The following is a 25364-nucleotide window of genomic DNA, read 5'->3' on the forward strand; positions in this document are numbered from 1 at the left end:
TAGCCCCGCCGGGCCACACACGGCCCTCACCCGGGCCAGGCACAGCCCCGGCCCGGGCCAGGCACAGCCCCCTCAGGTGAGGTCTAGACCGCGCTCAAATCGGGCGGATAACCTGACCAGGCAGTGCCGAGACCATAACGAGCCGGGACAAAACGGACCTTGCGGGACGGCCCGGCTGACGCTCCGGAGGATTGGATACCCACCAGGTGACGACGGCGGGAGAGTGGTCTTCCTATGATGGGCGAATGACACCCGAGGACCGCTTCCCCGGGCCCGAGCACCCCCACTCAGGCCCCCGCCACCAGCCGGACCTCGACGTGCTGCCGTACGGCTCCTACTACGAACCGGAGCCCGCCCCGGGCTACCAGGGCACGCCGTACGACGCGGAGACCTACAGCGGGTACGGCGGCGCCCGCTACCTGGAACAGCACTGGCCCACCGACGGCCAGGGGCACGGCCACACCGTGCACGCCCAGGGGCCGCAGGGCGCGGACCACGCCCCGGTGTTCTCGCACGGGGAGCAGAACGGCTACGCCGACAACGGGTACGACGGCCAGGAGCAGCCGGGGTACGACGGTTACGAGAACCAGGAGCACACCGGGCACCCGGGCTACGAGGGCCAGGAGCACACCGGCTACGAGCCCACCCTGCCCGACCAGCCCTCCCCCGCCCTCGGGATCCCCGACCGCGACGACCCGCCGACCATCGAGCTCGGCCCGCCGTTCGCGGACCCCTCCGCGCCGACCTACCCGTACCCCGCCCCGGGCCCCGGCGAGCCGCCCGGCCCGGTGTACGTCGTCGGCGACGTGCACGGCTACCTCGAAGAGCTGCGCGCCGAACTGCACCACCAGGGCCTGATCGACGCCGACGGCCACTGGTCCGCCGGGCGCGCCCGGATCTGGTTCCTCGGCGACTTCACCGACCGCGGCCCCGACGGCATCGGCGTCATCGACCTCGTCATGCAGCTCGCCGCCGAGGCCGCCGCGGCCGGCGGCTACTGCCGCGCCCTGATGGGCAATCACGAACTGCTCTTCCTCGGCGCCGCCAAGTACGGCGACGAACCCGTCCAGTCCACCGCCGGCACCGCCTCCTTCCTCGCCGCCTGGCGGCTCAACGGCGGCCAGCAGAACGACCTGGACCGGCTGGAGGCGCACCACATCAGCTGGCTCTCCCGGCTGCCCGCCATCGCGCTGGAGGACGGGCACCTGCTGCTGCACTCCGACACCACCGCGTACCTGGAGTACGGCGACTCCATCCCGGACGTCAACGACGCCGTGCACAGCCTGCTCTCCGACGGCAGCGTGGACGAGTGGTGGGACTGCTTCCGCCGCTTCACCAAGCGCTTCGCCTTCCGCGGCGACGCCGGGCCGATGGCCGTCCACGAGCTGCTCGACACCTTCGGCGGTGTCCGGATCGTGCACGGGCACAGCCCGATCCCGTACCTCACCGGCGCGGTGCACAACGACGACGGCCAGCCGCCGCACATCCCCGGCCCGTACGTGTACGCGGACGACCTCGCGGTGGCCATGGACGGCGGCGTCACCATGGAAGGACGGCTGCTGGTCGCCCGGCTGCCCATCAACTGACCGCACCGCAGGAACAGTTGTTCCCGGCGCTCGGGCCGCCGCACGCGCGCGGTCCGGGGCGCGAACTTCCGGAAACCGACTGTCAGCACGGCCGCACCCGCCCCTACCATGAGGCACACCACACCCGGCCGTCCATCCGGCGGCCAGCCTCCGCGCCCACCCCGACACCCTGAGGGTCCCGCGCCCTCGCCACCGGTCGGGGTCCGCATGAACGGGGTCCCCATGTCCAACCCCCCGCCGCTGCACGCCGAGGACCGCCCGGAGTACGAGCGCCTCCTCGGCGAAGCCCTGCGCGACCGCACCGTCCTCCCCGCCCTCCGCGCGCCCGGCGCGCCCACGGCCGAGCAACTGCGCTCCCTCGCCCTGCGCGACGCCGACGGCGTCAACGCCGCGGCCGCCACCGAGTACGCGCACTACACCGCGCTCCGCGACAGCCTGCGCGCCACGCCCCCGACGGCGGACGGCCCGGCACCCGCCGCCCCCGGACTCCTCGGCCAACTGCGCTCCGCCAACGGCGGCGCCGGGCTGTTCCCCGCCCTCACGGTGCTCACGCCGATCCTCGCCTGGGCGGCCGCGCTCGTCCTGCTGCTCGTCGGCTACCTGCTCCAGGCCGCCGACCCCACGATCGCCCTGGCCCGGCCGCTGATCACCGCCGGCTGGGTCGCGCTCGCCGCCGGGGTCGCCGCCATGGCCGTCGGCGTCATCGGGCTGCTGCTCACCGCCATACGCGACGGCGCCGCCCCCGCCCCGCCCGGCACCGACCGGGAGCTGGCCGCCGAACTCGCCGACGCCCGCACCGAATGGCGCGCCGCCCTGCGCGAACGCGGCCTGCTGCCCTACCTGCACAGCAGGCTCCCGGCCGTCCCCGGCCGCCCGGCACCGGGCTACAGCAGCCCGGACTTCAACAGCCCCGGCTACTCCAGCCCGGACTTCACCAGCCCGGGGCCCGACCTCACCAGCCCCGGCTACACCCCGCCCGCCTTCACCAGCCCCGGACCGGAGGGCATCACCGGCTCCGACGGCCGACCCGACTTCACCGGCCCCGGCTACACCCCGCCGGCCTTCACCAGCCCCGACGACGTCGGCTGAGTCCAGCCCAACCCGTCTTCACCACACGGGAGTTCACCCCCGGGGGAGCCACCCGCCCCCGATCCGGGCACCTCCGCCACCTCCCGGGCGCCGCCGCCCCGCCAGGATGGGGCCCTCAACGGACCCGGCCCTGGGGGAGACCAGCGATGAGCACCGTACGGACCAGACCGCCGCGCACCACAGCGGTGGCGCTGCCGACCGTCGCCCTGCTGGCGGCCCTGCTGGCGGCCCTGCTCGGGCTGCTCGGCGACGCCGGACCCGCGCACGCCACCGGCTCGACCGACCCGGTCGCCACTCCGGTCGACTTCACCGGCGCCGGCGGCACCGTCCTGCACGGCCTGGTGCTGGCCCCGCCCGCGACGGCCGACGGCCCCGGCCCCGGGCCCGGCCCCGGGCTGGTCATGGTCGCCGGGGGCGGCCCGGGCCCGATGGGCGACCTGCGGTCGGCCGCCGAGGCGTACGCGCGGCGCGGCATCACCACGCTGATCTACGACAAGCGCACCGACGGCTACTCGACCACCCACCGCGACTACGGGCAGCTCGCCGACGACGCCCTGGCCGGCGTCCGGCTGCTGCGCTCCCGCCCCGAGGTCGCACCCGACCACGTCGGCCTGTGGGGCTTCTCCGAGGGCGCCTGGGTGGTCTCGCTCGCCGCCACCCGCTCCTCCGACGTGGCGTACCTGGTGACCGCCGGCGCGGTCGGCCTCACCCCGGCCCGCCAGCAGGCCTGGGCGTACGACGGCTTCCTGCACCACGCCGGGGTGTCCGGCTCGCTGCGCCACGCCCTGTCGGACAGCGCGGTCCGCCGGCTCGCCGACGCCGGGCTCTTCCCCGAGGCCCACTACGACCCGGTGCCGGTGTGGGAGCGGGTCCACCAGCCGGTGCTGGCCGAGTGGGGCGCGCTGGACCGCGAGGCCGCCCCGGAGGAGAGCGCGGCGATCATCCGCCAGGCCCTCGACCGGGCCGGCAACACCCACTACACGCTGCGGACGGTCCCCGGCGTCCGGCACGACCTCCACCTCACCCGCGACGACGGCTACGACCACCTTGACCTGCTGCCCGCGAACTACGCCGAGACCGAGGCCGCCTGGATCCACCGGCTCACCACCGCCCTCCCCACCGCCTCCGCCGACCCGGCCCCGCACCAGGACACCCTCAGCCGACCGCTCGCCCCGCTGCCCTGGTACGGATCCTCGGGGGCCGAGGCCGTCGCCACCCTGCTCTGCCTGGCCGGCTTCACGGGCTACGTGCTGACCGGCGCCGCCCGCCGGATCCGCCGCCGTCCGCGCCCCGCCGCGCTGCCCCGCGCCGCCCGCTGGGCGGCCGTCACCGGCACCGCCGCCCTCCTGGGCGCGCTCGGCTACCTGTTCTTCCTGGGGATCACCGCCGCGGTGGTCACCGGCCCGGTGCTGTTCGGCCGCCCGGTGGTCTGGCTGGCCGTCCAGCTGCTCGCGCTGGTCGCCGTCGGGTCGACCGCCGTCGCCGCCGTCGCCTCGCTGCGGCGCCGGGCCGCCGCAGCCACCGCCCTGCCGCGCCTCGACCGGGCCCGGCTGGGCGCGCTGCTGCTGGCCGGGGCGGCGTTCCTGCCCTGGGCGCTGTCCTGGGGGCTGCTGGTGCCGTAGGGCGTGCCCCGGGGGCTGCTGCCGCCGTAGGGCGGGCCCCGCGCTCAGAAGCCGGTCGGGAGGCGGGGCGTGTACGGCGCCTCCAGGGCCGCGCGCTCCTCCTCACCCAGGTCGACGGAGAGCGCGGCCGCCGCGTCGTCCAGGTGGCCCGGGCGGGTCGCGCCGACGATCGGGGCGGTGACCACCGGGTTGCCCAGCACCCAGGCGAGCGAGACCTGCGCCATCGGCAGACCGCGGGCCTCGGCGACGGACTGCACGGCGTCCACGATCGGCCGGTCCACGTCCCCGAAGAACCGCCCGGCCACCGGATCCCCGGCCGAACGGGCCGTCGACCGCCCGTACGGGCGGGCCAGCCGGCCCGAGGCGAGCGGGCACCACACCAGGCTGCCCACCCCCTGGTCGGCGAGCAGCGGGAACATCTCCCGCTCCTCCTCCCGCTGCACCAGGCTGTACTGGTGCTGCATCGACACGAAGGCCGGGCCGCCCGCCAGGGCCGCGGTGTGCTGCAGCTTCGCGAACCGCCAGGCCCACATCGAGGAGGCGCCGACGTACCGGACCTTCCCGGCCGCCACCACCTCGGCCAGGGCCGCCACGGTCTCCTCGACCGGGGTCGCCGGGTCGAAGCGGTGCAGCTGGAAGAGGTCGAGGTAATCGGTGCCGAGGCGGGCGAGCGAACCGTCGACCTGCTCCAGGACCGCACGCCGGGACAGCCCGGAGCCGCCCGGGCCGTCGTGCATCGGCAGGCCCGCCTTGGTCGCCAGGACGACGTCCTCACGCCGGGTGAACCGGCGCACCGCCCGGCCGACCAGCTCCTCCGAGGCGCCGCCGCCGTACACGTTGGCGGTGTCCCAGAAGGTGATGCCCAGCTCCACGGCCCGCCGGAAGACCGGCGCCGCCGCCTCCTCGTCCAGGGCCCAGGGGTTGTGGCCGCGGCCGTTGCCGCCGAAGCCCATGCAGCCGAGCGCGATGCGGCTGACTTCGAGGTCGGTGCCGCCCAGCTTCGTGTACTCCATCGCGTCCTCCGTCTCAGGCCGGGTAGGGGGCCGCGGCCCGGGCGTTCTTCAACGCGCCCGCCCACCAGTGCAGTTGGTCCAGCATCGTCTTGGCGTAGCCGGCCGCCTGCGGGTCGTCCGGCCGGCCGTCCGTCCAGGCGGTGAAGTAGTTCGGGAAGGACAGTCCGTCCCGGATCGTCACCGCGTGCAGCTCGGTCAGCACGTTCTCCAGGTGCAGCACCGCGTGCCGGCCGCCGGCCGCGCCGCCGTAGCTCACGAAGGCGACCGGCTTGGCCGTCCACTGGGTGAAGTGCCAGTCGATGGCGGCCTTCAGCGAGGCGGGGTAGCTGTGGTTGTACTCCGGGGTGACGATCAGGACGGCGTCCGCGCCCTCCAGGGCCCCGGTCAGCCCCGCCATACCGGCCGGGCGGGGGTAGTCGGCGCCCGCGAACTTCGGCGGGGCGGCCGGAAGGGCCAGCGGCAGCTCCACCTCGGCCAGGTCCACCACCTCGACCTCGAACCCCCCGTGCACGGCGGCCTGTTCGGCCGCCCACGAGGACACCACCGGGCCGAAACGGCCCTCCCGGACACTACCGACGAGGACGACCAGCTTGTACGTGTTCTTCTCCATGGCCACCACCCTCGGCCCCCGGCCGCACGGCAACCAGACCGTGCCCAGGCTGGCCCTCCCAGGGCCACCCTCCGCGCGCCCGTGAGCCGTACATTCGTCACATGGGCACACCACTGGGGGACTTCATCCGCGCCAAGCGCGACAGCATCCAGCCCGAGACGCTCGGCCTGCCCGACCACGGCCGCCGCCGCTCACCCGGGCTGCGCCGCTCCGACCTGGCCATCCGCGCGGACATCAGCGTCGAGTACCTCACCCGGCTGGAACAGGGCCGCGACCGCAACCCCTCCACCCCCGTGCTCAACGCGCTCGCCGACGCCCTCAGCCTCGACCCCGCCGAGCGCACCCACCTGCGCTACCTCGCGAAGATCACCGGCGGCGCCTGCCCCAGCCTGGTCCGCCCTGCCCCGCCCTCCCGCGAGGTCCGCCCGAGCGTCCGCGAGACCCTCCGGCTGCTCGAACCGGGCATCGCCGCCGTCACCAACCGGCTCGGCGACGTCCTCGCCCACACCGACGGCTACGCCGCCGTCCTCGGCGCGGCCGGGCTCCTCGACCACCCCGCGCCGAACCTCACCCGGTACGTGTTCACCGACCCCCGCGCCCGCACCCTCTTCGCCGACTGGGACGACATCGCCGACGAACAGGCCTTCGACCTCTGGATCGGCCCCTCCGCCGAGAACTCCGAGTGGCTCAGCAGCGAACTCGCCCCCGTCGCCGGGCCCGAGTTCACCCGCCGCCTCGGCAACCAGCTCGTCCCCCGGCGCGGCACCCTGCGCCTGCGGCACCCCTCCGGCCCCGAACTCCGGCTGCTGCGCGAGACCCTCGACCTCAGCGCCGACAACCAGCAGCTCCTCGTCCTCCTCCCCGCCGACCCCGAGACCGCCGCCCACCTCGACCGGCTCACCCGCCCGGCACCGGCCCGCCTCCGCGCGATCTCCTGAACCGGGCGGGGCGCGCCCCCGTTGATGCGCGGCGCCGAACGGAGCATCGTGGAGATCGTCCCGAGCAGCACACCGGAAACGGAGCCGATCACCATGCGTGTCGTCGCCCTCGACCACCTCGTCCTCAACGTCGCCGACATCGAGCGGTCCCTGGACTTCTACGCGGGGCTCCTCGGCCTGGAACCGGTCCAGGTCGACGAATGGCGGGCGGGCGGGGTGCCGTTCCCCTCCGTGCGGGTCACACCCGAGACGATCATCGACCTGGTCCAGCGGCCGCGGCAGGAGTCCAACATGGACCACCTCTGCCTCTCCGTGGAACCCCTCGACTGGCAGGAGGTCGTCGACTCGGGCGCCTTCACCGTGCTGGAGGGGCCCGTGCCCCGCTACGGCGCCCGCGGCACGGCGACCTCGCTCTACGTGCGGGACCCGGACGGCAACACCGTCGAACTCCGCTGGTACCCCGAGGACGCCGCCACCGCCTGACCCGGCGGCGTCGCGGCGTCGAGAGGTCACTCGATCACCGGAAGACCCGCATCATGGACAGCTGGATCGCTTGGTTGATCACGTTCACAACGCTGAGGTTGCCGCTGACCGCCGCCGCGTTCGCCAGCCAGGGGACGTCGACGGGAAGCGTCTCCTGGCCGAGCGGATGCGGCAGTCCCGTCACGACCCAGCGGCCCCCCAACGGCGAGGACGCGTCGACCGTCCACTCCCACCTGGCTCCGTACACGGTGATCAGGAACTCGGCCGCGAACCACATGATCAGCCTGAAGTTGGCGCTCCACTCGTCCTCGGGCGACGGCGCCGGGTCGGCCGCCGGCTCGGCCAGCACCTCGTCGACGACCCGGACCGCCACGCCCGGATGGGTCTGCATGAGGTCCGCGGGCTTGTCCAGGGCCACCAGTACGCGGCGGATGAAGTCGCGGCCGTCGTCGACCCACTCGGCGAGGTCGGGTGCGGTGTCGTTCGGTTGATTCACGGCGACATTGGTACCAGGGCCGACCCACAACCAGGCACCGCGCCACCGCTCGACGACGAGGGGGAGGGCTACGGACAGATCAGTTCGATGGTCGGAAAGTAGGTCCGATAGCGCGAGGCGTCGCGCGTGAGCAGCCGGTATCCCCGCACAGCCGCATGCGCTCCGATGTAGAAGTCGGGCAGCGGCGCGGTCTTCTGCCCGCCCCGCTTGCGGTAGAGCAGAAAGGCCTTGCCTGCCAAAAACCCTGCCTCGTAGGGGAGCGGCTCCCGCGCGAAGTCCTCGGCGGGCAGGACCGCGTCCAGGTCCTCGATCGCGGCGTGCGCCACCGAGACCTCCGCGTAGACGATCGGGTTGATCACCACCTCCCCCTCGTCCTGGGCCGCGGACAGTGCGGACTCCGACCAGTCGGCCCAGTTCTCGTCGTCGGTCATCAGGTCCAGCAGCACACATGAGTCGACCAACGTCACTGGTCGGCCCTGGCCCGGGCCGACCAGCCTCAACCGGCTACTCGCCACGCAGTAGCTCCATGATCTCGTCGGTGGACATTCCGCCCGCAGCGCTTCCCCTCATCCGGCGGGCCACCCGCTGTCCTCTGGTGCCGTGCCCCTCCCGGCGCACTATCCGAAGGACACCGCCCTCCTCGATGACGTCCACCTCATCGCCAGGGCGCAGACCGCACTTCTCGCGAAGGTCCGCGGGGATGGTGACTTGTCCCTTGCTGTTGAGCCGCATCTCCCACCTCCTGTACTACGTAATACCGCTACCACGTAATACTAGCCCGGCCGGTGCACACCCGGAAGTGCTACGAACATCGCCTGGTCCTCCGCACGCGCGGAAAACGGCTGTGGTCCGGGAGTCGGTCCGGACTCCCGAGCCACAGCCGCTGCCGAGGTCAGTCGGCGGGGACGCGTCAGTACCGGTTCCTGGTTTCCGGCCCTTGTCGGCCGTCGGAGCCGTCTTGGCTTCGACGGCTTGCCGGCTGGGGTGGTTGAGCGGTGCGGGCCGACGCGGCGAGGTGCCGCAGGGCGGTCTCGGTGGCCGGGTCCTGCGCCGGGCTGAGGGCGACGATGCGTTGGCCTGGATCCCCGGGCAGGTCGAAGTTCTCGTAGTGCAGCGCCAGCACGCCGGCATCGGGGTGTCTGAGGTTCTTGTCCCCGGCGGCCCGCAGTTCCACATCGCCGGCCGCCCAGTGGGTCCGGAAGGACCGGCCGGCAGCGGCCAGGTCGTCGATCAGCCGTGCCAGTTCGCCGTCCGCCGGGTGACGCGCGCGGACGAGCCGGAGTTGGGCCGCCGTGGCTGCGGCCACCTCGTCCCGCGATCGGGGGGTGCTCACCGCCTCCTTCCAGTCCTCGCACCGGCTGGCCAACCCCTACGGATCGCCGCAGTGGACCCTCTACGGCACGTATCGGTTCGGGCTGGCCAGGACGGCCACCGGCTGGAAGATCGATGAGATCGTCATGACCGCGCACTGGGGTGAGGGGAACAAGGACGTCCTGGCCCTGGCGGCGAACACGGCCTGACCCACAACATCCCCGCAACGGAGCCACGCCCGACGACGAAGCGCTGTCCCGTGAGGCGAAAGGCCTCTCCGGGACAGCGCTCGTCGGTACGTCAGTCGGCGAGGGGGAGGTAGACCCGGTTGCCCTGGGCGGCGAACTCGGCGGACTTCTCGGCCATGCCGGCCAGGGCCTCGGCGTCGAAGTCGGTGGTGACCGCGGTGGAGCCGTCGCCGTGTTCGTCGCGGATCTTCTGGCTGATCTTCATCGAGCAGAACTTCGGGCCGCACATCGAACAGAAGTGGGCCGTCTTGGCGGGCTCGGCGGGGAGGGTCTCGTCGTGGAACTCGCGGGCGGTCTCCGGGTCGAGGGCCAGGTTGAACTGGTCCTCCCAGCGGAACTCGAAGCGGGCGTCGGAGAGGGCGTCGTCCCAGGCCTGGGCGCCGGGGTGGCCCTTGGCCAGGTCGGCGGCGTGGGCGGCGATCTTGTAGGTGATCACGCCGGTCTTGACGTCGTCCCGGTTGGGCAGGCCCAGGTGCTCCTTGGGGGTGACGTAGCAGAGCATCGCGGTGCCCCACCAGGCGATCATCGCGGCGCCGATGCCGGAGGTGATGTGGTCGTAGCCGGGGGCGACGTCGGTGGTGAGCGGGCCGAGGGTGTAGAAGGGCGCCTCGTCGCAGATCTCCTTCTGGAGATCCATGTTCTCCTTGATCTTGTGCATCGGGACGTGGCCCGGGCCCTCGATCATCACCTGGACGTCCCGCTCGCGGGCGATCCGGCCCAGCTCGCCGAGGGTCTGCAACTCGGCGAACTGCGCCTCGTCGTTGGCGTCCGCGATCGAGCCCGGCCGCAGGCCGTCACCGAGCGAGAAGGTGACGTCGTAGGCGGCCAGGATGTCGCAGAGCTCCTCGAAGTTGCTGTAGAGGAAGTTCTCCTGGTGGTGCGCCAGGCACCAGGCGGCCATGATCGAGCCGCCGCGCGAGACGATGCCGGTCTTGCGGCGCGCGGTGAGCGGGACGTACCGCAGCAGCACGCCGGCGTGGACGGTCATGTAGTCGACGCCCTGCTCGCACTGCTCGATGACGGTGTCCCGGTAGACCTCCCAGCTCAGCTCCTCGGCCTTGCCGTCCACCTTCTCCAGGGCCTGGTAGAGCGGCACGGTGCCGATCGGCACGGGGGAGTTGCGCAGGATCCACTCGCGGGTGGTGTGGATGTTGCGGCCGGTGGAGAGGTCCATGACGGTGTCGGCGCCCCAGCGGGTGGCCCAGGTCATCTTCTCCACCTCCTCCTCGATCGAGGAGGTGACGGCCGAGTTGCCGATGTTGGCGTTGATCTTCACCAGGAAGTTGGTGCCGATGATCGCCGGCTCCACCTCGGGGTGGTTCACGTTGACCGGGATCACGGCCCGGCCGCGGGCCACCTCGGCGCGCACGAACTCCGGCTCCAGGCCCTCGCGCAGGGCCACGAACTCCATCTCCGGAGTCACCACACCCCGCTTGGCGTAGGCGAGTTGGGTGACGGCGGCGCCGCCGCGGCCACGCAGCGGGCGGCGCGGACGGCCGGGGAAGACGGCGTCCAGGTTGCGCAGGTTCCCGCCGCGCGGCGAGGTGTGCTTGATGCCGTCGTCCTCGGGGCGCGGCTCGCGGCCGTCGTACTCCTCGACGTCGCCGCGCTGGCGGATCCAGGCGTCGCGCAGGGCGGGCAGGCCGCGCCGCACGTCGGCCTCGTACGCCCCGTCGGTGTACGGGCCGGAGGTGTCGTACAGCGGGACGGACCGGCCGTTGGTGAGCCGCACCTCGCGGTACGGGACCCGCAGGTCGGGACGGGACCCCTCGCGGTAGGCCTTGCGCCAGGCCGGGGTCGGGTAGCCGGTGCCCGTGCTGCTCGGGGCGCTCTGGGCAGACTGCGGCTGTGCTTCGAACGTGGTCATCAGACCTCTAACTCCCTACGCCGGCATTACCCGGTCAGGTTCCTGCGGTCGACGCAGCCATCGGTCCGTCCGTCGACGGTCCGGTCAGCGCCCTCTCAGCCCGGTGCTCCGAGCTCCCGCGTCGCAGGCGGTGTTGCCTGCACATGACGCCCAACACCGTAGCGAGCCGATCGCCGCTGGTCCAGATGGCGGCGCCGGGGAGAACGCCGAGGCCCGGCCCCCGCGGACGGGGTGCCGGGCCTCGGCGGAGTGCTCCGTGGAGTGCTCCGTGGGGGTTCTCAGTTCCTGGCGGCCTTCTTCACGAGGATCACCACGGCGGCCGCGATGCCGACCACCACCAGCAGCTTGATCAGGATGCTGAGCAGGGCGCCGACCACGCCGAACACGAAGGCGATGATGTTCCAGGCCAGGATCAGCACCAGCACCGGGATGACAATGTTGCGCACCCAGGAGGGCAGTGACTTCCAGAGCTCAGCCATGTCGGTTCCTCTTCTCCCCTCGGGGCCGGCTGCCGTCCGGTGCCGCATCCCGCTGCTTTCTCTCGATGTTTCGATCGTACGGGGGCGCAAGCGGCGGAACGAGGCCCGACGGCCCGGAGAGAACCCCGAGATCACCCCGACCCGACCCCCCGGAACGACCCCCGAGAAGCGGCGGGGGTGCGGCCCGGGTGCGGCTCAGACCGGCCAGGTCTCGCCCCGCCAGGCGGCGTCCCAGAACATCCACTCGTAGCGCGAGGTGGTGGTGAAGTGCTCCACCACCTTGCGGCGTTCGGCCGCGGAGAGCTCCTCGCCGAGCCGGTCGGTGAGCGCCAGCACCCGGCGCACCACCAGCTGGAACGCCTCGTCGCCGTAGGTGGCGATCCACTTGGCGTACAGCGGGTTCGGGGAGCCCTGGGCGAGCAGCGCCTCGCCGACCCGGGCGTAGATCCAGTAGCAGGGCAGCACGGCGCCGAGCGCCTCGGCGAAGGAGCCGCCGTAGACGGTGGCCAGCAGGTAGCTGGTGTAGGCGCGGGTGGTGGGCAGCACCGGCTCGGCGGCGGCCTGTTCCGCGCTGCCGCCGAAGGCGGTCAGGAACTCGGCGTGCATGCCCTGCTCGGCGGCCAGCGCGCCGACCGCGTCGTCGGCGAAGGCCCGGACGTCCTCCTCGCCGGGTGCCTTGGCGGCGCAGACGGCGAGCGCGCGGGCGTAGTCGCGCAGATAGTGCGAGTCCTGGACGACGAAGTGGCGGAAGGCCTCGCGCGGCAGGGTGCCGTCGGTGAGGCCGCCGATGAAGGGGTGCGCGAGGATCTCGGCGTAGATCGGCTCGATCGACGCCCAGAGCTCCTCGGTCAGGGTCTTGGTGCTCATGACGCGACCCTAAACGGTCGGCCCCGAGCGGTCAGCCCTCCGGCGGGGAGAACACCACCAGCACCCGCAGCTCCTCGGTGACGTGGTGGAACCGGTGCGGGGTGCCGGCCGGGACGTACACCACCGTGCCGCGCCCGACGGTCGCGGTCTCGGCGCCGACGGTCAGCTCGGCGCGGCCGCTGACCACCTGGTAGAGCTCGTCCTGGTCGTGCGCGGTCTGCGGGTCGGTGTCGCCCGGGGAGAGCGCGTACAGCCCGGCGGACATCCGCGGTTCCCGCAGGAAGCGCAGGTACGCGCCGTCGTTGTCCGACCGTTCGGCGTCCAGTTCGTCCAGCCGGAACAGCTTCACCTCTGACGTCCTCCCTCGTCCCGTCCACCTCCTGGACCAGTCGCATTCAACACCAACTCGGCAAAGGGGAGCTTCCCCCGGAGCCGGGCGCCTGCCAGTCTTGGTCGGCATGAAGGGTTTCGTCATCAAGACACTGATCAACGCGGCGGCCATCTGGGTCGCCGCCTGGATCATCAGCGGCATCCAACTCGCCCAGGGCAAGGCCGACTGGCAGCACAAGACGCTGACGGTGCTCGGCGTCGCGGTGGTGTTCGGCCTCATCAACTGGCTGATCAAGCCGGTGGTGAAGCTGTTCTCGCTCCCGTTGTTCATCCTCACGCTGGGCCTGATCACCTTCGTGATCAACGCCCTGATGCTGATGCTGACCTCCTGGGCGTCCACCAAGCTCCAGTTGGACTTCCACGTGGTCAACTTCGGTTCCGCGCTGGTCGGTTCACTGATCATCAGCCTGGTCTCCTGGGGCCTGCACCTGGCCCTGGACGACGACTGACGACGGTCGTGCGCACACACGGAAGGGGCCCGCGCCCGGTCGTTCCACCGGGTACGGGCCCCTTCGTCGTTCCGTCCTTCCCGCCTCCGGCGGCAGCGGCCTCCGGTCCGCTCACCCCGCGTTCTCGCTGAGGATGTCAGCGAGTTGGTCGTCGAGTTGCCGGCCGGTGAGCTCCTGACCCATCGGCACCAGCCGGTCGGTGCGGGCCAGGAAGGCGATCAGCGGCGTCGCCGGGGAGCGCAGCAGCGCGTCGCCGTTGGGGGAGTGCAGGTTGATGCAGACCTCGGAGAGCTCCCCGCCGACCGGGTGGATGTGCACGTCGCCCTCGCCGGCCGGCCCGCTCAGACCGTCGAGCAGCAGTTCACGCGCGAAGACCCAGGTGACCGGGGCGTCACCGGGCAGGTGGAAGGTGAACCGGACCGCGTACGGGTCACCCGGCTCGTACGCCAGGTCCACCACGATGCTGAAGGACAGCTCGGGCGAGACCACGAGGTTCATCACCAGGTGCCCCTGGACTGTGCTGTGCTGCATGGCGCCAGTACCTCTCTTCTGCCCGGCCAACGGTGTGCTGAGGGTCCCGTCGGCGGCCGGACATGTTTTCGACGGTTTTATGCAAGCAATCCACGTTCGATCCTCATCGTCCACGTTTGGGGATGTAGTGGACAAGGTGTGCTTTTTCAAATGGTGAACGAGGAAGAACCCAAGTGGCACAAGGGATGTCCTAGATTGATCGAGATACTTCAGAACCTGAACGAAAAACCTCAGAATACGAACGACGGGCCCATCGCCCCCACGCTGTAGCGAAGTTGACGGGCCACGGCGGGCAGCCGGTCGGCCTCGGCGACGGGGAGCGAGAGGGCCATGGTGGCCACCAGCGGACCGATGGTGATGGGGACGGCCGCGCAGACCGTGCCGAGCACGTACTCCTGACGCTCCAGCACCGGCATGGTGGGCCGCAGCGAGGCGAGCCGCCGCAGCACGACGGCCTCCTCGGTGAGGGTCGAGGGGGTGAGCCCGACCGGGGGGTGCCGGGCCAGGTGGTCACGACGGTCCTCCTCCGGCAGCTGACCGAGCAGGCACTGGCCGATCGCGTGGGCGTGGGCGGTGGCCCGGAAGTCCGCCCAGGGCTCGACGGCGGGACGGGACGGGTCCTCGGCGACGTCCACCAGCTGGACCTCGCCGTCCCGGTAGCGCGCGAAGTAGACGGCGGCACCGAGTTCGTCCCGTAAACACTGCATCCGCTCCCGCAGGCCCTGCCAGCCGGAGCCCCGGCCGTCGGCCCCGTCGTCCGCCCGGCCGAACCCGACCGCCGACTCCCCGTAGAAGAACCGGCCGTCGGCCCGCCGGAGGTAGCCCTCGTAGGTGAGGGTGCGCAGCAGGTGGTAGGCGGTGCCGAGCGGCAGTCCGGCCTCGCGGGCCAGCTGCTTGGCGGTCGCGCCCTGGCGGAAGCCGCCGACGGCCTCCAGCAGCCGCAGGGCCCGCTGGACGGATCCGATCAGGGTCGGCCCCCGGGACGCCCTGGCCCGGGCCGCGGCGCTCCTCGACGCCGTCGTCGTCCTCGGCACCGTCGTGGTCCTCGGCGCCGCCGCGTTCTCGGATGGTTCCGCTGTCTGATCCATGGCGCACCCAGCCCCCAAGCCCGAGTCCCTCGCACCGGCCGTCGTCCGGTCCATGCCCAGAGCGGACAAGCGGAGGGGAGGCTCCGATTTGCCCGATGGTTGAGTATTGGAGCACAGCGGGACCCCGAACGGATGCACCCGACCGGGTCGGCGTTTCGAGCCGCGCCCGGCGCGGGAGACTCCCGCACAACGCTCCAGCCCCGGAGGTCGCCATGGGCCCCGACAACCGAACCCCGCCACCGCGCCCGATCGTGAAGCGCACCGCCCGGGCGATCCTGCTGGAACTGGACCCGAACGACCCGTACGGCCCGGCCTCGATCGTGCTGATCCGGCGGGTCCGGCCCGGAGCGCCGCACCCGTACTGGATCACCCCCGGCGGCGGGGTCGAGCGCGGCGACCGCACGGTGGTCGAGGCGCTGCACCGCGAGGTGGACGAGGAACTCGGCGGAAAGATCGTGGACGTGGTGCCCGCCTTCGTCGACACCATCAGCCACACCCACCACGACGACGGCACGCTGCTCCACCCGCACGGGGTCAAGGTGCAGCACTTCTTCGTCTGCCGACTGGCCTCGATGGACCTCAGCCGGCGGCACGGGCCCGAGGTGTCGGACCCGAACGGCGAGTACGAGGTGGTCCGGCTGCCGTTCACCCGCGAGGGCGTGACCTCGGTGAACATCGTCCCGCCCCGGCTGCGGGCGTACCTGGCGTCCAACGTCGAAGGCATCCGCGCCCTCCTCGCGCCCGACCTCGGCTGACCCGGGCCGCTCAGCCCGCCGCCAGTTCACCGACCAGGTCGTGCCGGATCCGCTCGGCCGGCACGCCCGAGCGCAGCAGCACGCCGACGCCGCGGCGGACCATCGCGGGCGGGCCGCTGAGCACCGCCTCCCGGCCCGCCCAGGGACCGAACCGGCCCACCACCTCGGGCAGTTCGCCGGTCAGCGCGCCGCCGGCCGGGCCGGTGCCGGACAGCACCGGCCGCACCGTGAGCCAGGGGTGGCGGCCGACCAGCTCGCGCAGCCCGTCCGGGCCGTCCAGCGCGTACAGCCCGGCGGCGCGGCGGGCCCCGTAGAACACCTCGACCCGGCGGCCCGGCACGCCGTACGCGGCCGCCTCCTCGACCAGGGCGCGGACCGGGGCGATCCCGGTGCCTCCGGCCAGGCAGAGCAGATCGGCCCCGGCGGTGTGGTCGACGGTCATGGCACCGGCCGCCGGGCCCAGCCGCAGCACGTCCCCGGGGGCGGCCCGGTGGACCAGCGCGTTGCTCACCCAGCCCGCCTGGACGGCCTTGACGTGGAAGGTCAGCAGCCCGTCCGGGCGGGGCGCCGAGCCAAAGGAGTAGTGCCGCCAGACCCGTGGCCACCAAGGTGTCTCCAGGGCGCAGTACTGGCCGGCCCGGAACGGGTACGCCTGGTCCGGGCGGACGGTGATCACCGCGACGTCCGGGGTGTGGCGCTCGTGCCGGACCACCTCGCCGTGCCACCAGGGCGGCGAGGTGCGGGCGGCCTCCTCGGCGGCCTCGATCATGAGGGTGGAGACCAGCCGGTAGGCCCGGCGCCAGGCCAACTCCGTCCCGACGTCCCAGCGGTGGCCCGCGTACCGGGCCAGCGCCTGCACCAGGCACTCCCCCACCTGGGCGTAGTGGCCGGTCAGGACGCCGTAGCGGCGGTGGCCGCGGCCGAGCGCGCCCAGCCGGGCCCGCAGGGCGGCCGGGTCGTCGACGCCGCCGACGGCGGCCAGCAGGGCGCGGAACAGGCGGTCGCGCTGGACGTCCATGGCAGCCGGGAACAGCGCGCGCAGCTCGGGGTGGTGCAGGAAGAGCAGTGCGTAGAAGTGGCCGGTGGCCCGGTCGGCGACCGGCTCGACCACGGCGAGGCTGGCCCGGATCAGCTCGACGTCCCTTGTGGTGAGGGGGAGTTCGGCGGTTCCGCCGGCCTCGATGGCGGCGGGCGCAGCCGTCGGCGGCGGAACGGGCTCCAACTCCGGCTCCGGCTCCAACTCCGGCTCCAACTCCGCCGCCGGCTCCGGTTCCAGCTCCGCCGCCGGCTCCCGCAGGCCCGGGACGGAGGCGGCCCCCGCCGAGCCGCGCCCGGTGCGGATCAGCAGTGGTCCACGGGACTTCACCGCTATGTTTCGAGTACCCAAGAGAATCGTTTCGCCTCCGACCGGCCGGCGCCACCTGGCTCGTCTCTGCTGGCGCCTAGGCAGCGTGGCACGCCCGAACCGCTCCTCCGAGGAATCGCGCGAAGCCCTGACGCCCGGCCCCGGAACGCGCTACTCTCGCACGCGCGGCGGCCGCCCTGTGTGCCGAGCAGCACACCCAGGGCGACCGCCGCATGCGCTCACAACTGCCGCAGCAGCACCCCCGGATGCTCGACGCAGTCCGCGACGAAGCGGAGGAACCCGCCCGCCGTCCCGCCGTCGCACACCCGGTGGTCGAAGGTGAACGACAGCTGCGTCACCTCGCGCACCGCCAACTCACCCTGGTACACCCAGGGTTTGGCCACGATCCGGCCGACCCCGAGCATCGCCGCCTCCGGGTGGTTGAGGATCGGGGTGGAGCCGTCCACGCCGAACACCCCGTAGTTGTTCAACGTGAAGGTGCCACCGGTCAGTTCGGCCGGGGAGATCGAGCCGCCGCGCGCCGCCTCGGTCAACCGCCCCAGCTCCTCGCCGAGTTGCTCGGTGGTGCGGGAGTGCGCGTCCCGCACCACCGGGACGACCAGGCCGCGCTCGCCCTGCGCGGCGAAGCCCAGGTGCACCGCCGAGTGCCGGATGATGCCCGAACCGTCCTCGGTCACACTGGAGTTGAGCTCGGGGAAGCGCGCCAACGCGACCGTGCAGATCCGCGCCAGCAGCGCCAGAACGCTCACCTTCGGGCCCGGGGTTTCGTTCAACTGTCGTCGCAGCGCCATCAGTTCGGTGGCGTCCGCGTCCACCCAGCAGGTCGCCGCGGGGATCTCCCGGTGGCTGCGGCTGAGCTTCTCGGCCACCGCCTTGCGCAGCCCGCGCAGCGGGACGACGCCCTCCACCACGGCGGGCGCCACCGGTACCGCCGCCGGTACCGCCACCCTGGCCGCGACGGCCCGTTCGACGTCCGCCCGCAGGATCAGCCCGTCCGGCCCGCTCCCGGTGAGCGCGGCCAGGTCGACCCCCTGCTCCCGGGCCAGCCGCCGCACCAGCGGCGAGATCACCGGCACCACGACGGGAGCCGCCGGGGCCACCGGAGCCACCGGAGTCACCGGGGCCACCGCGACCGGAGCCGTCGCGCCGACCCGGCGCCGTCGCCCGCCCCGCCCCGGCTCGGCGACCCCGTACCCGACCAGCGGCCGCTCGACCTCGGCGGCCCGCTCGGCCACCGGCGCGGCGGAGACCTCAGGCAGTGCGGCGGCCTCCGGCAGTACGGCGGCCGACGCGGACGCCACCGCGACCGTCACCAGCGGCGCGCCCACGGCGATCTCCTCGCCCACCTCGCCGTACCGCGCGGTGACCACCCCGCCGTACGGGCAGGGCACCTCCACCACGGCCTTGGCGGTCTCCACCTCCACCACCGGCTGGTCGACCGCGACCACCTCGCCGACCTCGACCATCCAGCGCACCACCTCCGCCCCGGTGAGCCCCTCACCGAGGTCGGGCAGCCGGAACTCCCGCACGACGGGCATCATCCTCGGTCCTCCCACTGGAGCCGGGCGACCGCGTCCAGGATCCGGTCCACCCCGGGCAGGTGGTGGTGCTCCAGCATCGGCGGCGGGTACGGGATGTCGAAGCCGGTGACCCGCAGCACGGGCGCGGCCAGGTGGTGGAAGCAGCGCTCGGTGACTCGCGCGGCGATCTCCGCGCCGGTGCCGCCGAAGCCGCTCGCCTCGTGCACCACCACGGCCCGGCCGAGCGAGCGCACCACCCGGCAGACCGTCTCGTCGTCGAAGGGCACCAGGGTGCGCAGGTCCAGCACCGCGAGGTCCCAGCCCTCGGCCTTCGCCGCCTCGGCCGCCTCCAGGCAGACCGGCAGCGAGGGGCCGTAGGTGATCAGCACCGCGGAGGTGCCGGTGCGCCGCAGCACCGCCCGGCCGATCGGCTCGACCGGCGCCGCCGGATCGAACTCGGCCTTGCCCCAGTAGAGCCGCTTGGGCTCCAGGAAGACCACCGGGTCGTCGGAGGCGATCGAGGCGCGCAGCAGCCCGTAGGCGTCGGCCACCGTGCCGGGGGTGACCACGTGCAGACCGGGCGTACTGGCGTAGTACGCCTCGGAGGCGTCGCTGTGGTGCTCGACGCCGCCGATGCCGCCGCCGTACGGGATGCGGACGGTGATCGGCAGCGGGAGCCGGCCGGCCGTGCGGTTGCGCATCTTGGCGACGTGCGAGAACAGCTGCTCCAGCGCCGGGTAGGCGAAGGCGTCGAACTGCATCTCGACCACCGGGCGCAGCCCGTACATCGCCATGCCGATCGCGGTGCCGAGGATGCCGGCCTCGGCGAGCGGGGTGTCCAGGCAGCGGTCCGGGCCGAACTCGGCCGTCAGGCCGTCGGTGATCCGGAAGACGCCGCCGAGCGCGCCGACGTCCTCGCCGAGCACGTGCACCGTCGGATCCTCGCGCAGGGCGTCCCGCAGCGCCGAGTTGAGCGCCTGCGCCATCGAGCTCGTGCGCACGGGAGTAGCTGTGGACATCAGTGCTGCACCTCGGCCTCTGCGGCCAGCTCGGCGGACAACTGGGCGGCCTGCTCCCGCAGTTGCGGGGTCGGCTCGGCGTAGACGTGGGCGAACAGCGCCATCGGGTCGAGCTCCGGGTCGGCATGGAACTCGGCCCGCATCCGGGCCGCCAGCGCCTCCGCCTCGTCCGCCGCCTCCTGCACCAACCGGTCGTCCAGCACGTCGAGTTCGCGCAGCGAACGCTCCATCAGCAGGATCGGGTCGTGCTCCCGCCAGGCCGCCACCTCGGGTTCGGTGCGGTAGCGGGTGGCGTCGTCGGCGTTGGTGTGGGCGTCGATGCGGTAGGTCAGCGCCTCGACCAGGGTCGGGCCGTCGCCACCGCGGGCCCGCTCGACCGCCTCGGTGAGCACGCCGTGCAGGGCGGGCGCGTCGTTGCCGTCCACCAGCCGGCCCGGCATGCCGTAGCCGACGGCCTTGTGCGCCAGGCTGGGCGCGGCGGACTGTGCGCTGAGCGGGACGGAGATCGCGTAGCCGTTGTTCTGCACCAGGAAGACCACCGGCGCCCTGAGCACGGCGGCGAAGTTCAGCGCCTCGTGGAAGTCGCCCTCGCTGGTGCCGCCGTCGCCGAGCATGGCCAGCGCGACCACCGGCTCGCCGCGCAGCCGGGCGGCGTGCGCCAGCCCGACGGCGTGCGGGGCCTGGGTGCCGAGCGGGGTGCAGAGCGGGGCGGTGCGGCTGGCCAGCGGGTCGTAGCCGGTGTGGGCGTTGCCGCGCAGCAGGGTCAGCGCCTCCAGCGGGTCGACGCCCCGGGAGACCACGGCGAGGGTGTCGCGGTAGCTGGGGAAGAGCCAGTCGCGCTCGCCGAGCACCAGCGCGGCGGCGACCTGGCAGGCCTCCTGGCCGGTGGAGGCCGGGTAGACGGCGAGGCGTCCCTGCTTGGTGAGGGTGGTGGCCTGCTGGTTGTACCGCCGGCCGACGACCAGGCGGCGGTACAGCTCGCGCAGCAGCGCCGGGTCGTACTTCTCCAGCCCGGGGGTGCCGAGCACCCGGACGGGGGAGACGTCCGGCAGGAGCGGGGCCGGGTCGGTGCGCGGGGCGGTGGCCCCGGGCAGCCAGCCGGGCAGGCCGGTGTGGTGTCTGTGGTCGAGAACGGTCATCTCGGGGCACCTCCATGGATGGCGGGGGGCTCCCTACCGATTGTTCGGTCGTCTGTTCATCTTGACCAGAAGCGTGACAAGGTGGTGGACATTCGGCCCGAGCGGCGGTCGACTGGTGGCAGTGCGTCCAATCGGTGGGGGTGGGGGGTCATGTCGGCTGAACAGATGTCCAGACTCGACCGGGTCGACCGGTCGATCCTGCGGCTGCTGCAGCAGGACGGTCGCGCCTCCATCCGCTCGGTGGCCGAGCGGGTGCACGTGTCCCGGGCCAACGCGTACGCCCGGATCTCCAGGATGGTCGAGGACGGCGTCATCCGCGGCTTCACCGCCAGGGTCGACCACGAACGGGCCGGGCAGGGCGCGTCCGCCTACATCACCCTGAAGATCGTCCAGAACTCCTGGCGCACCGTGCGCGAGCAGCTGCTGGAGCTGCCCGGGGTCGCCCACATCGCCCTGGTCGGCGGAGACTTCGACGTGCTGCTGCTGGTGCACACCGCCGACAACCACGCCCTGCGGGAGCTGGTGCTGAACCGCATCCAGTCCATCCCGCAGGTGCTGGGCACCCGGACCATGCTGGTCTTCGAGGAGACCGACCAGGTGCCCCCGGACTGAGGCCTACCGGGCCCGCAGCCCGTCGAAGGCCAGGTGGACCACCGCGTCCGCCACCCCGTCGGCCGCCTTGAGGCCCGGCCGGTACCACTCCACGATCGAGTTGATCATCCCGAACAGCAGCCGGGTGGCCAGCCGCGGCTCCACGTCCGCGCGCAGCGAACCGTCCGCCACCGCCGCCCGCAGCAGCTCGGCGACCTGGTGGTCGAAGTCCCGCCGCCGCTCCAGCGCCCACTGCTCGGTGGCCGTGTTGCCGCGCACCCGCAGCAGCAGCGTCACGTACGGCAGCTCCGCCAGCAGCACCTCCGCGGTGCGCCGCACCACGTGCTCCAGCCGCTCCACCGCCGGGCCCTCGACCGCGGCCGGCTCGGCCAGGATCGCGAACAGCCCGTCCAGCGCCCGCCCGACGGCCAGCCGCAGCAGCTCCTCCTTGCCGCGGACGTGGTGGTAGATGGAGGACTTGGAGATCCCGGCCGCCCGGGACAGGTCCTCCATCGAGGTGCCGTCGTAACCGCGCTCGTTGAACACGTCGACGGTCACCGCGAGCAGTGACTCCACGGTGTAGGCGGGGCGCGTGGTGTGATCGGCCATCCTCCGAGTATCCCCGGCCTCCGTGCGCGGTACGCGATCGGGTCGACCGGTCCGTTCCGGTCCGATTGGTCCATGCCAGTGAGGGGGCGGAACCCCTAGACTCTGCGGACGATCGTCCACGTCCAGCAGGCTGGGGTCCACAGCTGATGAACGCAATACCGGCAGTCGCCTCCGACGTGCCCGAGCAGCGCAGCGGCGGCCCGGAGGACGTCCCGCAGACCTGGCAGGAACGCGGCCGAGCCCTGGTGGTCCGCTTCGGTCCGGCCGTGTGGTGCTACGCGGTGCTGAAGCTGATCGGCTTCACCGTGTTCATGAAGCTGCTCTCCTTCGCCGGCGACTACGCCACCAAGCCGGCCCGGTTCGGCGGCGGCGCCAACCCCTGGGACGTGCTGGCCACCTGGGACGGCTGGTGGTACCAGCAGGTCGCGCAGTTCGGCTACCACCCGGCGCTGGTCGAGATCCCGAACGGGCCGATCGGTTTCAACGTCGAGCAGAACTCGGCCGCCTTCTTCCCGCTCTACCCGGGCCTGATGCGGCTGACCTCGGACGTCACCGGCCTCGGCCTGTACGGCGCCGGGATGCTGGTCTCGGTGGTCGCCTCGCTGTTCGCGGCCGCCGGGATCTACGCCGTGGTGGAGAAGCTGTCCGGCCCCCGGGCGGGCGTGATCGCGGCCGGGATCTGGGCGATCGCCCCGGGCTCGGGCGCCGAGTGGGCGGTCTACTCGGACTCCACCTTCGTCGCGCTGGCCGCCTGGGCCTGCTACTGCGTGATGACCAAACAGTGGATCGCGGCCGGGGTGATCACCCTGGTCGCCGGGCTCAACCGGCCGACCTCGGCGGCGCTGATCGGCGCGGTCGGCCTGGCCGCGATCGTCGAGCTGTACCGACGGGAGAGCGGCGTCCTGCGCCCGCTGGTCGCGATGGTGCTGGCCCCGGTCGGCCTGCTCGGCTACGTGGCCTGGGTGGGCTGGCGCACGGGCGAGTGGGGCGGCTACTTCCGGCTGCAGCACGACGCCTGGCTGCACTACTTCGACGGGGGCCAGGGCACCTGGCACGCGATCCGCGGGGTGCTGCTGGGCCGCAACGACTACCCCTTCGCCTTCCCGGTGCCGGACCTGCTGGCCACCCTGATCGTGCTCAGCCTGCCGGTGCTGATCGTGCTGCTCGTGCGGCTGCGCCCGCCGCTGGTGCTGACCGCCTACACGCTGGCGACGATCGTCTCGGTGCTCGGGAGCCTGGGCATCTTCGGCAACGTCTCGCGCTACCTGCTGCCGGCGTTCCCGCTGTTCATCGCGCTCGCGGTGGGGATGCGCAAGCTCAGCTGGCCGGTGCTGGCCGCCGTGCTGGGCAGCGGCGCGGTGGCCTCGGGCTGGTACGCCGGGTACGTGCTCTTCGAGCTCGGCGTGCCGTAGACCGTTGCCGTCCGACCCCCAGGGGGCGTGTCCCGTGCGGACGCGCCCCCACTCTTTTGTCGCGATCCGCCGCGCTCCGTCTCGATCCGTCTCGATCCGTCCGCCGAACCCTCGTGAGCCGACCGATCGTTCGGTTACTCTGGGCTTGTCCCGTCCTCCCCTCTGAGGAGCGCACAGATGTCCGCAGCGGTCACCCACCCCCTCGTCAGCGAGCTGGTCGAGCGCCACCAGGCCACCCTGGACGCCGCGCTCGCCGCCGCCGCCAAGCGCGACTACTGGTCCCCGTACCCCGAGTTCCCGAAGGCGTACGGCGAGAGCGGCCCGGCGGACGGCAAGGCCGCCTTCGACGCCCTGCTCGGCAAGCCCTTCGTCCTCGACGGGCACCCCACCGACGGCGACCAGGTCGGCGGCGAGGCCTCCCCGTACGGCGTCGAGCTGGGCATCACCTACCCGCACGCCGATCCGGAGTCGCTGATCTCCGCGCTGCGCGCCGCCCAGCCCGGCTGGGCCGCCGCCGGCCCGCTGGAGCGCGCCGCCGTCTGCCTGGAGATCCTGCACCGGATCAACGCCCGCTCCCACGCGTTCGCCCAGGCCGTCATGCACACCACCGGCCAGGCCTACGGGATGGCCTTCCAGGCCGGCGGCCCGCACGCCCAGGACCGCGGCCTGGAGGCCGTCGCCTACGCCTACGCCGAGCAGACCCGGCTGCCGCGGCGCGCCGACTGGACCAAGCCCCAGGGCAAGCGCGAGCCGCTGGTGATGACCAAGGAGTTCACCGTCGTCCCGCGCGGCCTCGCGCTGCTGATCGGCTGCAACACCTTCCCCACCTGGAACGGCTACCCGGGCCTGTTCGCCTCGCTGGCCACCGGCAACCCGGTGCTGGTCAAGCCGCACCCCCGGGCCGTCCTGCCGCTCGCGCTGACCGTGCGGACCGCCCGCGAGGTGCTCTCCGAGGCCGGCTTCGACCCCAACCTGGTCTGCCTGGCCGCCGAGCACGAGGGCGGCACCGTCGCCCAGGCCCTCGCCGTCCGGCCCGAGGTCAAGCTGATCGACTACACCGGCTCCACCGCCTTCGGCGACTGGCTGGAGGAGCACGCCCGGCAGGCGCAGGTCTACACCGAGAAGGCCGGCGTCAACGCGGTGGTGATCGACTCCACCGACGACTACAAGGGCATGCTGGGCAACCTGGCCTTCGCGCTCTCGCTCTACAGCGGCCAGATGTGCACCACCCCGCAGAACCTGCTGATCCCGCGCGGCGGCATCGCCACCGACCAGGGCGACAAGTCCTTCGACCAGGTCGTCGGCGACCTCGCCGCCGCCATCGAGGGCCTGCTCTCCGACGACGCCCGCGCCGCCGCCATCCTCGGCGCCGTGGTCAACCCGGGCGTGCTGCAGCGCTCGGCCGCCGCGGCCGGCGGAGAGTACGGCGAACTCGCCCTCGCCCCGCGCGCGGTGACCTCGCCCGACTTCCCCGGCGCGACCGTCCGCACCCCCGCGCTGGTCAAGCTCAACGCCGACAAGCCGGACGACCGCTCGGTCTTCCGCACCGAGTGCTTCGGCCCGGTCTCCTTCGCCGTCGCCGTCGAATCCACCCCCGCCGCCGTCGAGTTGTTGCGCACCACGGTCCGGGAACAGGGCGCCATGACGGCCACCGGCTACACCACCTCGCCCGAGGTGGAGGCCCTGCTGGTCGAGGCCGCGCTGGACGCCGGCGTCTCGCTCTCGCTCAACCTCACCGGCGGCGTCTACCCCAACCAGACCGCCGCCTTCTCCGACCTGCACGGCACCGGCGCCAACCCGGCCGCCAACTCGGCCTACTGCGACGGCGCGTTCGTCGCCAACCGGTTCCGCACGGTGGAGGTCCGCCGCCACGCCTGACCCACGAG

28 protein-coding genes and 1 riboswitch are annotated in these 25364 nt (G+C 72.9%); of the genes, 11 read left to right on the plus strand and 17 right to left on the minus strand.

All coding sequences use genetic code 11. The annotated features are described in order from the left end of the window. Positions 1-245: 245 nt before the first annotated feature. The 3 genes from RZ50_RS07800 to RZ50_RS07810 all read left to right on the plus strand — a co-directional run bounded on the left by RZ50_RS07800 (position 246) and on the right by RZ50_RS07810 (position 4297). A complete protein-coding gene (locus RZ50_RS07800) occupies positions 246-1586 on the plus strand; it encodes a metallophosphoesterase (protein WP_254802022.1) in 1341 nt (446 codons plus the stop codon). Between the two features lie 222 nt (positions 1587-1808). Next, positions 1809-2675: a hypothetical protein gene (locus RZ50_RS07805; protein ID WP_196951117.1), complete on the plus strand. Its 867-nt coding sequence runs from the start codon at positions 1809-1811 to the stop codon at positions 2673-2675. 146 nt (positions 2676-2821) lie between these two features. Continuing rightward, complete coding sequence (locus RZ50_RS07810; RefSeq protein WP_217680302.1) at positions 2822-4297, plus strand: S9 family peptidase; 1476 nt, start codon at positions 2822-2824, stop codon at positions 4295-4297. A gap of 44 nt (positions 4298-4341) precedes the next feature. On the opposite strand, the gene RZ50_RS07815 is transcribed toward RZ50_RS07810, so the two are convergent. After that, complete coding sequence (locus tag RZ50_RS07815; RefSeq protein ID WP_196950811.1) at positions 4342-5310, minus strand: aldo/keto reductase; 969 nt, start codon at positions 5308-5310, stop codon at positions 4342-4344. A 13-nt stretch (positions 5311-5323) separates the two neighbouring features. After that, complete coding sequence (locus RZ50_RS07820) at positions 5324-5920, minus strand: NADPH-dependent FMN reductase (protein WP_196950810.1); 597 nt, start codon at positions 5918-5920, stop codon at positions 5324-5326. A gap of 101 nt (positions 5921-6021) precedes the next feature. Here RZ50_RS07820 and RZ50_RS07825 point away from each other — a divergent pair, with 101 nt between their 5' ends. After that, a complete protein-coding gene (locus RZ50_RS07825; protein WP_196950809.1) occupies positions 6022-6858 on the plus strand; it encodes a helix-turn-helix domain-containing protein in 837 nt (278 codons plus the stop codon). A gap of 93 nt (positions 6859-6951) precedes the next feature. Beyond that, positions 6952-7341, plus strand: a complete 390-nt coding sequence (locus RZ50_RS07830) for a VOC family protein (RefSeq protein WP_196950808.1) — start codon at positions 6952-6954, stop codon at positions 7339-7341. Positions 7342-7375: 34 nt separating this feature from the next. On the opposite strand, the gene RZ50_RS07835 is transcribed toward RZ50_RS07830, so the two are convergent. The 4 genes from RZ50_RS07835 to RZ50_RS07850 all read right to left on the minus strand — a co-directional run bounded on the left by RZ50_RS07835 (position 7376) and on the right by RZ50_RS07850 (position 9170). Then, a complete protein-coding gene (locus RZ50_RS07835) occupies positions 7376-7837 on the minus strand; it encodes a hypothetical protein (protein WP_196950807.1) in 462 nt (153 codons plus the stop codon). A gap of 68 nt (positions 7838-7905) precedes the next feature. Continuing rightward, positions 7906-8352, minus strand: coding sequence for a type II toxin-antitoxin system VapC family toxin (locus RZ50_RS07840; protein WP_196950806.1), 447 nt, complete (start codon positions 8350-8352; stop codon positions 7906-7908). After that, positions 8342-8569, minus strand: a complete 228-nt coding sequence (locus RZ50_RS30315) for an AbrB/MazE/SpoVT family DNA-binding domain-containing protein (RefSeq protein ID WP_196950805.1) — start codon at positions 8567-8569, stop codon at positions 8342-8344. Before RZ50_RS30315 ends, RZ50_RS07840 begins: the two co-directional genes overlap by 11 nt. A gap of 178 nt (positions 8570-8747) precedes the next feature. Further along, positions 8748-9170 carry a hypothetical protein gene (locus RZ50_RS07850; RefSeq protein ID WP_196950804.1) on the minus strand — a complete coding sequence of 141 codons (423 nt, stop codon included), beginning with the start codon at positions 9168-9170 and terminating at the stop codon, positions 8748-8750. Here RZ50_RS07850 and RZ50_RS07855 point away from each other — a divergent pair. Continuing rightward, the gene (locus RZ50_RS07855; protein ID WP_196950803.1) at positions 9163-9357 is read left to right on the plus strand and encodes a hypothetical protein; all 195 of its coding nucleotides are present in this window, start codon (positions 9163-9165) and stop codon (positions 9355-9357) included. The genes RZ50_RS07850 and RZ50_RS07855 overlap by 8 nt on opposite strands. 91 nt (positions 9358-9448) lie before the next feature. Here RZ50_RS07855 and thiC read toward each other — a convergent pair whose 3' ends face one another. The 4 genes from thiC to RZ50_RS07875 all read right to left on the minus strand — a co-directional run bounded on the left by thiC (position 9449) and on the right by RZ50_RS07875 (position 12958). Next, on the minus strand, positions 9449-11263 hold the full coding sequence (gene thiC, locus RZ50_RS07860) for a phosphomethylpyrimidine synthase ThiC (RefSeq protein WP_196950802.1): 1815 nt from the start codon (positions 11261-11263) through the stop codon (positions 9449-9451). Next, a riboswitch (TPP riboswitch) is annotated at positions 11259-11393 on the minus strand. Its footprint overlaps the gene before it by 5 nt. A gap of 148 nt (positions 11394-11541) precedes the next feature. Further along, on the minus strand, positions 11542-11742 hold the full coding sequence (locus RZ50_RS07865) for a DUF5326 family protein (RefSeq protein WP_196950801.1): 201 nt from the start codon (positions 11740-11742) through the stop codon (positions 11542-11544). A 195-nt stretch (positions 11743-11937) separates the two neighbouring features. Then, entirely contained in the window at positions 11938-12609 is a 672-nt protein-coding gene (gene tenA / locus RZ50_RS07870; RefSeq protein WP_196950800.1) for a thiaminase II, read from the minus strand. Positions 12610-12640: 31 nt separating this feature from the next. Beyond that, positions 12641-12958, minus strand: coding sequence for a cupin domain-containing protein (locus RZ50_RS07875; protein WP_196950799.1), 318 nt, complete (start codon positions 12956-12958; stop codon positions 12641-12643). A gap of 109 nt (positions 12959-13067) precedes the next feature. Between RZ50_RS07875 and RZ50_RS07880 the strand changes: the two genes are divergently transcribed. Next, positions 13068-13448: a phage holin family protein gene (locus tag RZ50_RS07880; RefSeq protein WP_196950798.1), complete on the plus strand. Its 381-nt coding sequence runs from the start codon at positions 13068-13070 to the stop codon at positions 13446-13448. A gap of 111 nt (positions 13449-13559) precedes the next feature. On the opposite strand, the gene RZ50_RS07885 is transcribed toward RZ50_RS07880, so the two are convergent. Next, entirely contained in the window at positions 13560-13979 is a 420-nt protein-coding gene (locus RZ50_RS07885) for an SsgA family sporulation/cell division regulator (protein ID WP_254802024.1), read from the minus strand. A 230-nt stretch (positions 13980-14209) separates the two neighbouring features. Next, positions 14210-15013, minus strand: coding sequence for a helix-turn-helix domain-containing protein (locus RZ50_RS07890; protein WP_308271525.1), 804 nt, complete (start codon positions 15011-15013; stop codon positions 14210-14212). Positions 15014-15279: 266 nt separating this feature from the next. Between RZ50_RS07890 and RZ50_RS07895 the strand changes: the two genes are divergently transcribed. Further along, positions 15280-15822 carry an NUDIX domain-containing protein gene (locus tag RZ50_RS07895; RefSeq protein ID WP_196950796.1) on the plus strand — a complete coding sequence of 181 codons (543 nt, stop codon included), beginning with the start codon at positions 15280-15282 and terminating at the stop codon, positions 15820-15822. A 10-nt stretch (positions 15823-15832) separates the two neighbouring features. Here RZ50_RS07895 and RZ50_RS07900 read toward each other — a convergent pair whose 3' ends face one another. From RZ50_RS07900 to RZ50_RS07915, 4 genes are all read right to left on the minus strand, one after another. Beyond that, the gene (locus RZ50_RS07900; protein WP_308271526.1) at positions 15833-17188 is read right to left on the minus strand and encodes a globin domain-containing protein; all 1356 of its coding nucleotides are present in this window, start codon (positions 17186-17188) and stop codon (positions 15833-15835) included. 218 nt (positions 17189-17406) lie between these two features. Further along, positions 17407-18726 (minus strand): dihydrolipoamide acetyltransferase family protein, encoded by a 1320-nt coding sequence (locus RZ50_RS07905; RefSeq protein WP_196950813.1) that lies wholly within the window; start codon positions 18724-18726, stop codon positions 17407-17409. After that, a complete protein-coding gene (locus RZ50_RS07910; RefSeq protein WP_196950795.1) occupies positions 18726-19727 on the minus strand; it encodes an alpha-ketoacid dehydrogenase subunit beta in 1002 nt (333 codons plus the stop codon). Before RZ50_RS07910 ends, RZ50_RS07905 begins: the two co-directional genes overlap by 1 nt. Further along, positions 19727-20866, minus strand: a complete 1140-nt coding sequence (locus RZ50_RS07915) for a thiamine pyrophosphate-dependent dehydrogenase E1 component subunit alpha (RefSeq protein WP_196950794.1) — start codon at positions 20864-20866, stop codon at positions 19727-19729. The genes RZ50_RS07910 and RZ50_RS07915 overlap by 1 nt, the downstream gene beginning before the upstream one ends. A 165-nt stretch (positions 20867-21031) precedes the next feature. On the opposite strand from RZ50_RS07915, the gene RZ50_RS07920 reads away from it, so the two are divergent. Beyond that, on the plus strand, positions 21032-21478 hold the full coding sequence (locus RZ50_RS07920) for an Lrp/AsnC family transcriptional regulator (RefSeq protein ID WP_078859968.1): 447 nt from the start codon (positions 21032-21034) through the stop codon (positions 21476-21478). Positions 21479-21481: 3 nt separating this feature from the next. Here RZ50_RS07920 and RZ50_RS07925 read toward each other — a convergent pair whose 3' ends face one another. Next, entirely contained in the window at positions 21482-22066 is a 585-nt protein-coding gene (locus RZ50_RS07925) for a TetR/AcrR family transcriptional regulator (RefSeq protein WP_196950793.1), read from the minus strand. Between the two features lie 146 nt (positions 22067-22212). On the opposite strand from RZ50_RS07925, the gene RZ50_RS07930 reads away from it, so the two are divergent. Further along, a complete protein-coding gene (locus RZ50_RS07930) occupies positions 22213-23478 on the plus strand; it encodes a glycosyltransferase family 39 protein (protein ID WP_196950792.1) in 1266 nt (421 codons plus the stop codon). A 177-nt stretch (positions 23479-23655) separates the two neighbouring features. Next, on the plus strand, positions 23656-25356 hold the full coding sequence (gene paaN, locus RZ50_RS07935) for a phenylacetic acid degradation protein PaaN (RefSeq protein ID WP_196950791.1): 1701 nt from the start codon (positions 23656-23658) through the stop codon (positions 25354-25356). Positions 25357-25364 lie beyond the last annotated feature (8 nt).

Source organism: Kitasatospora sp. SUK 42 (assembly GCF_015776785.2).
Lineage (GTDB): Bacteria > Actinomycetota > Actinomycetes > Streptomycetales > Streptomycetaceae > Kitasatospora.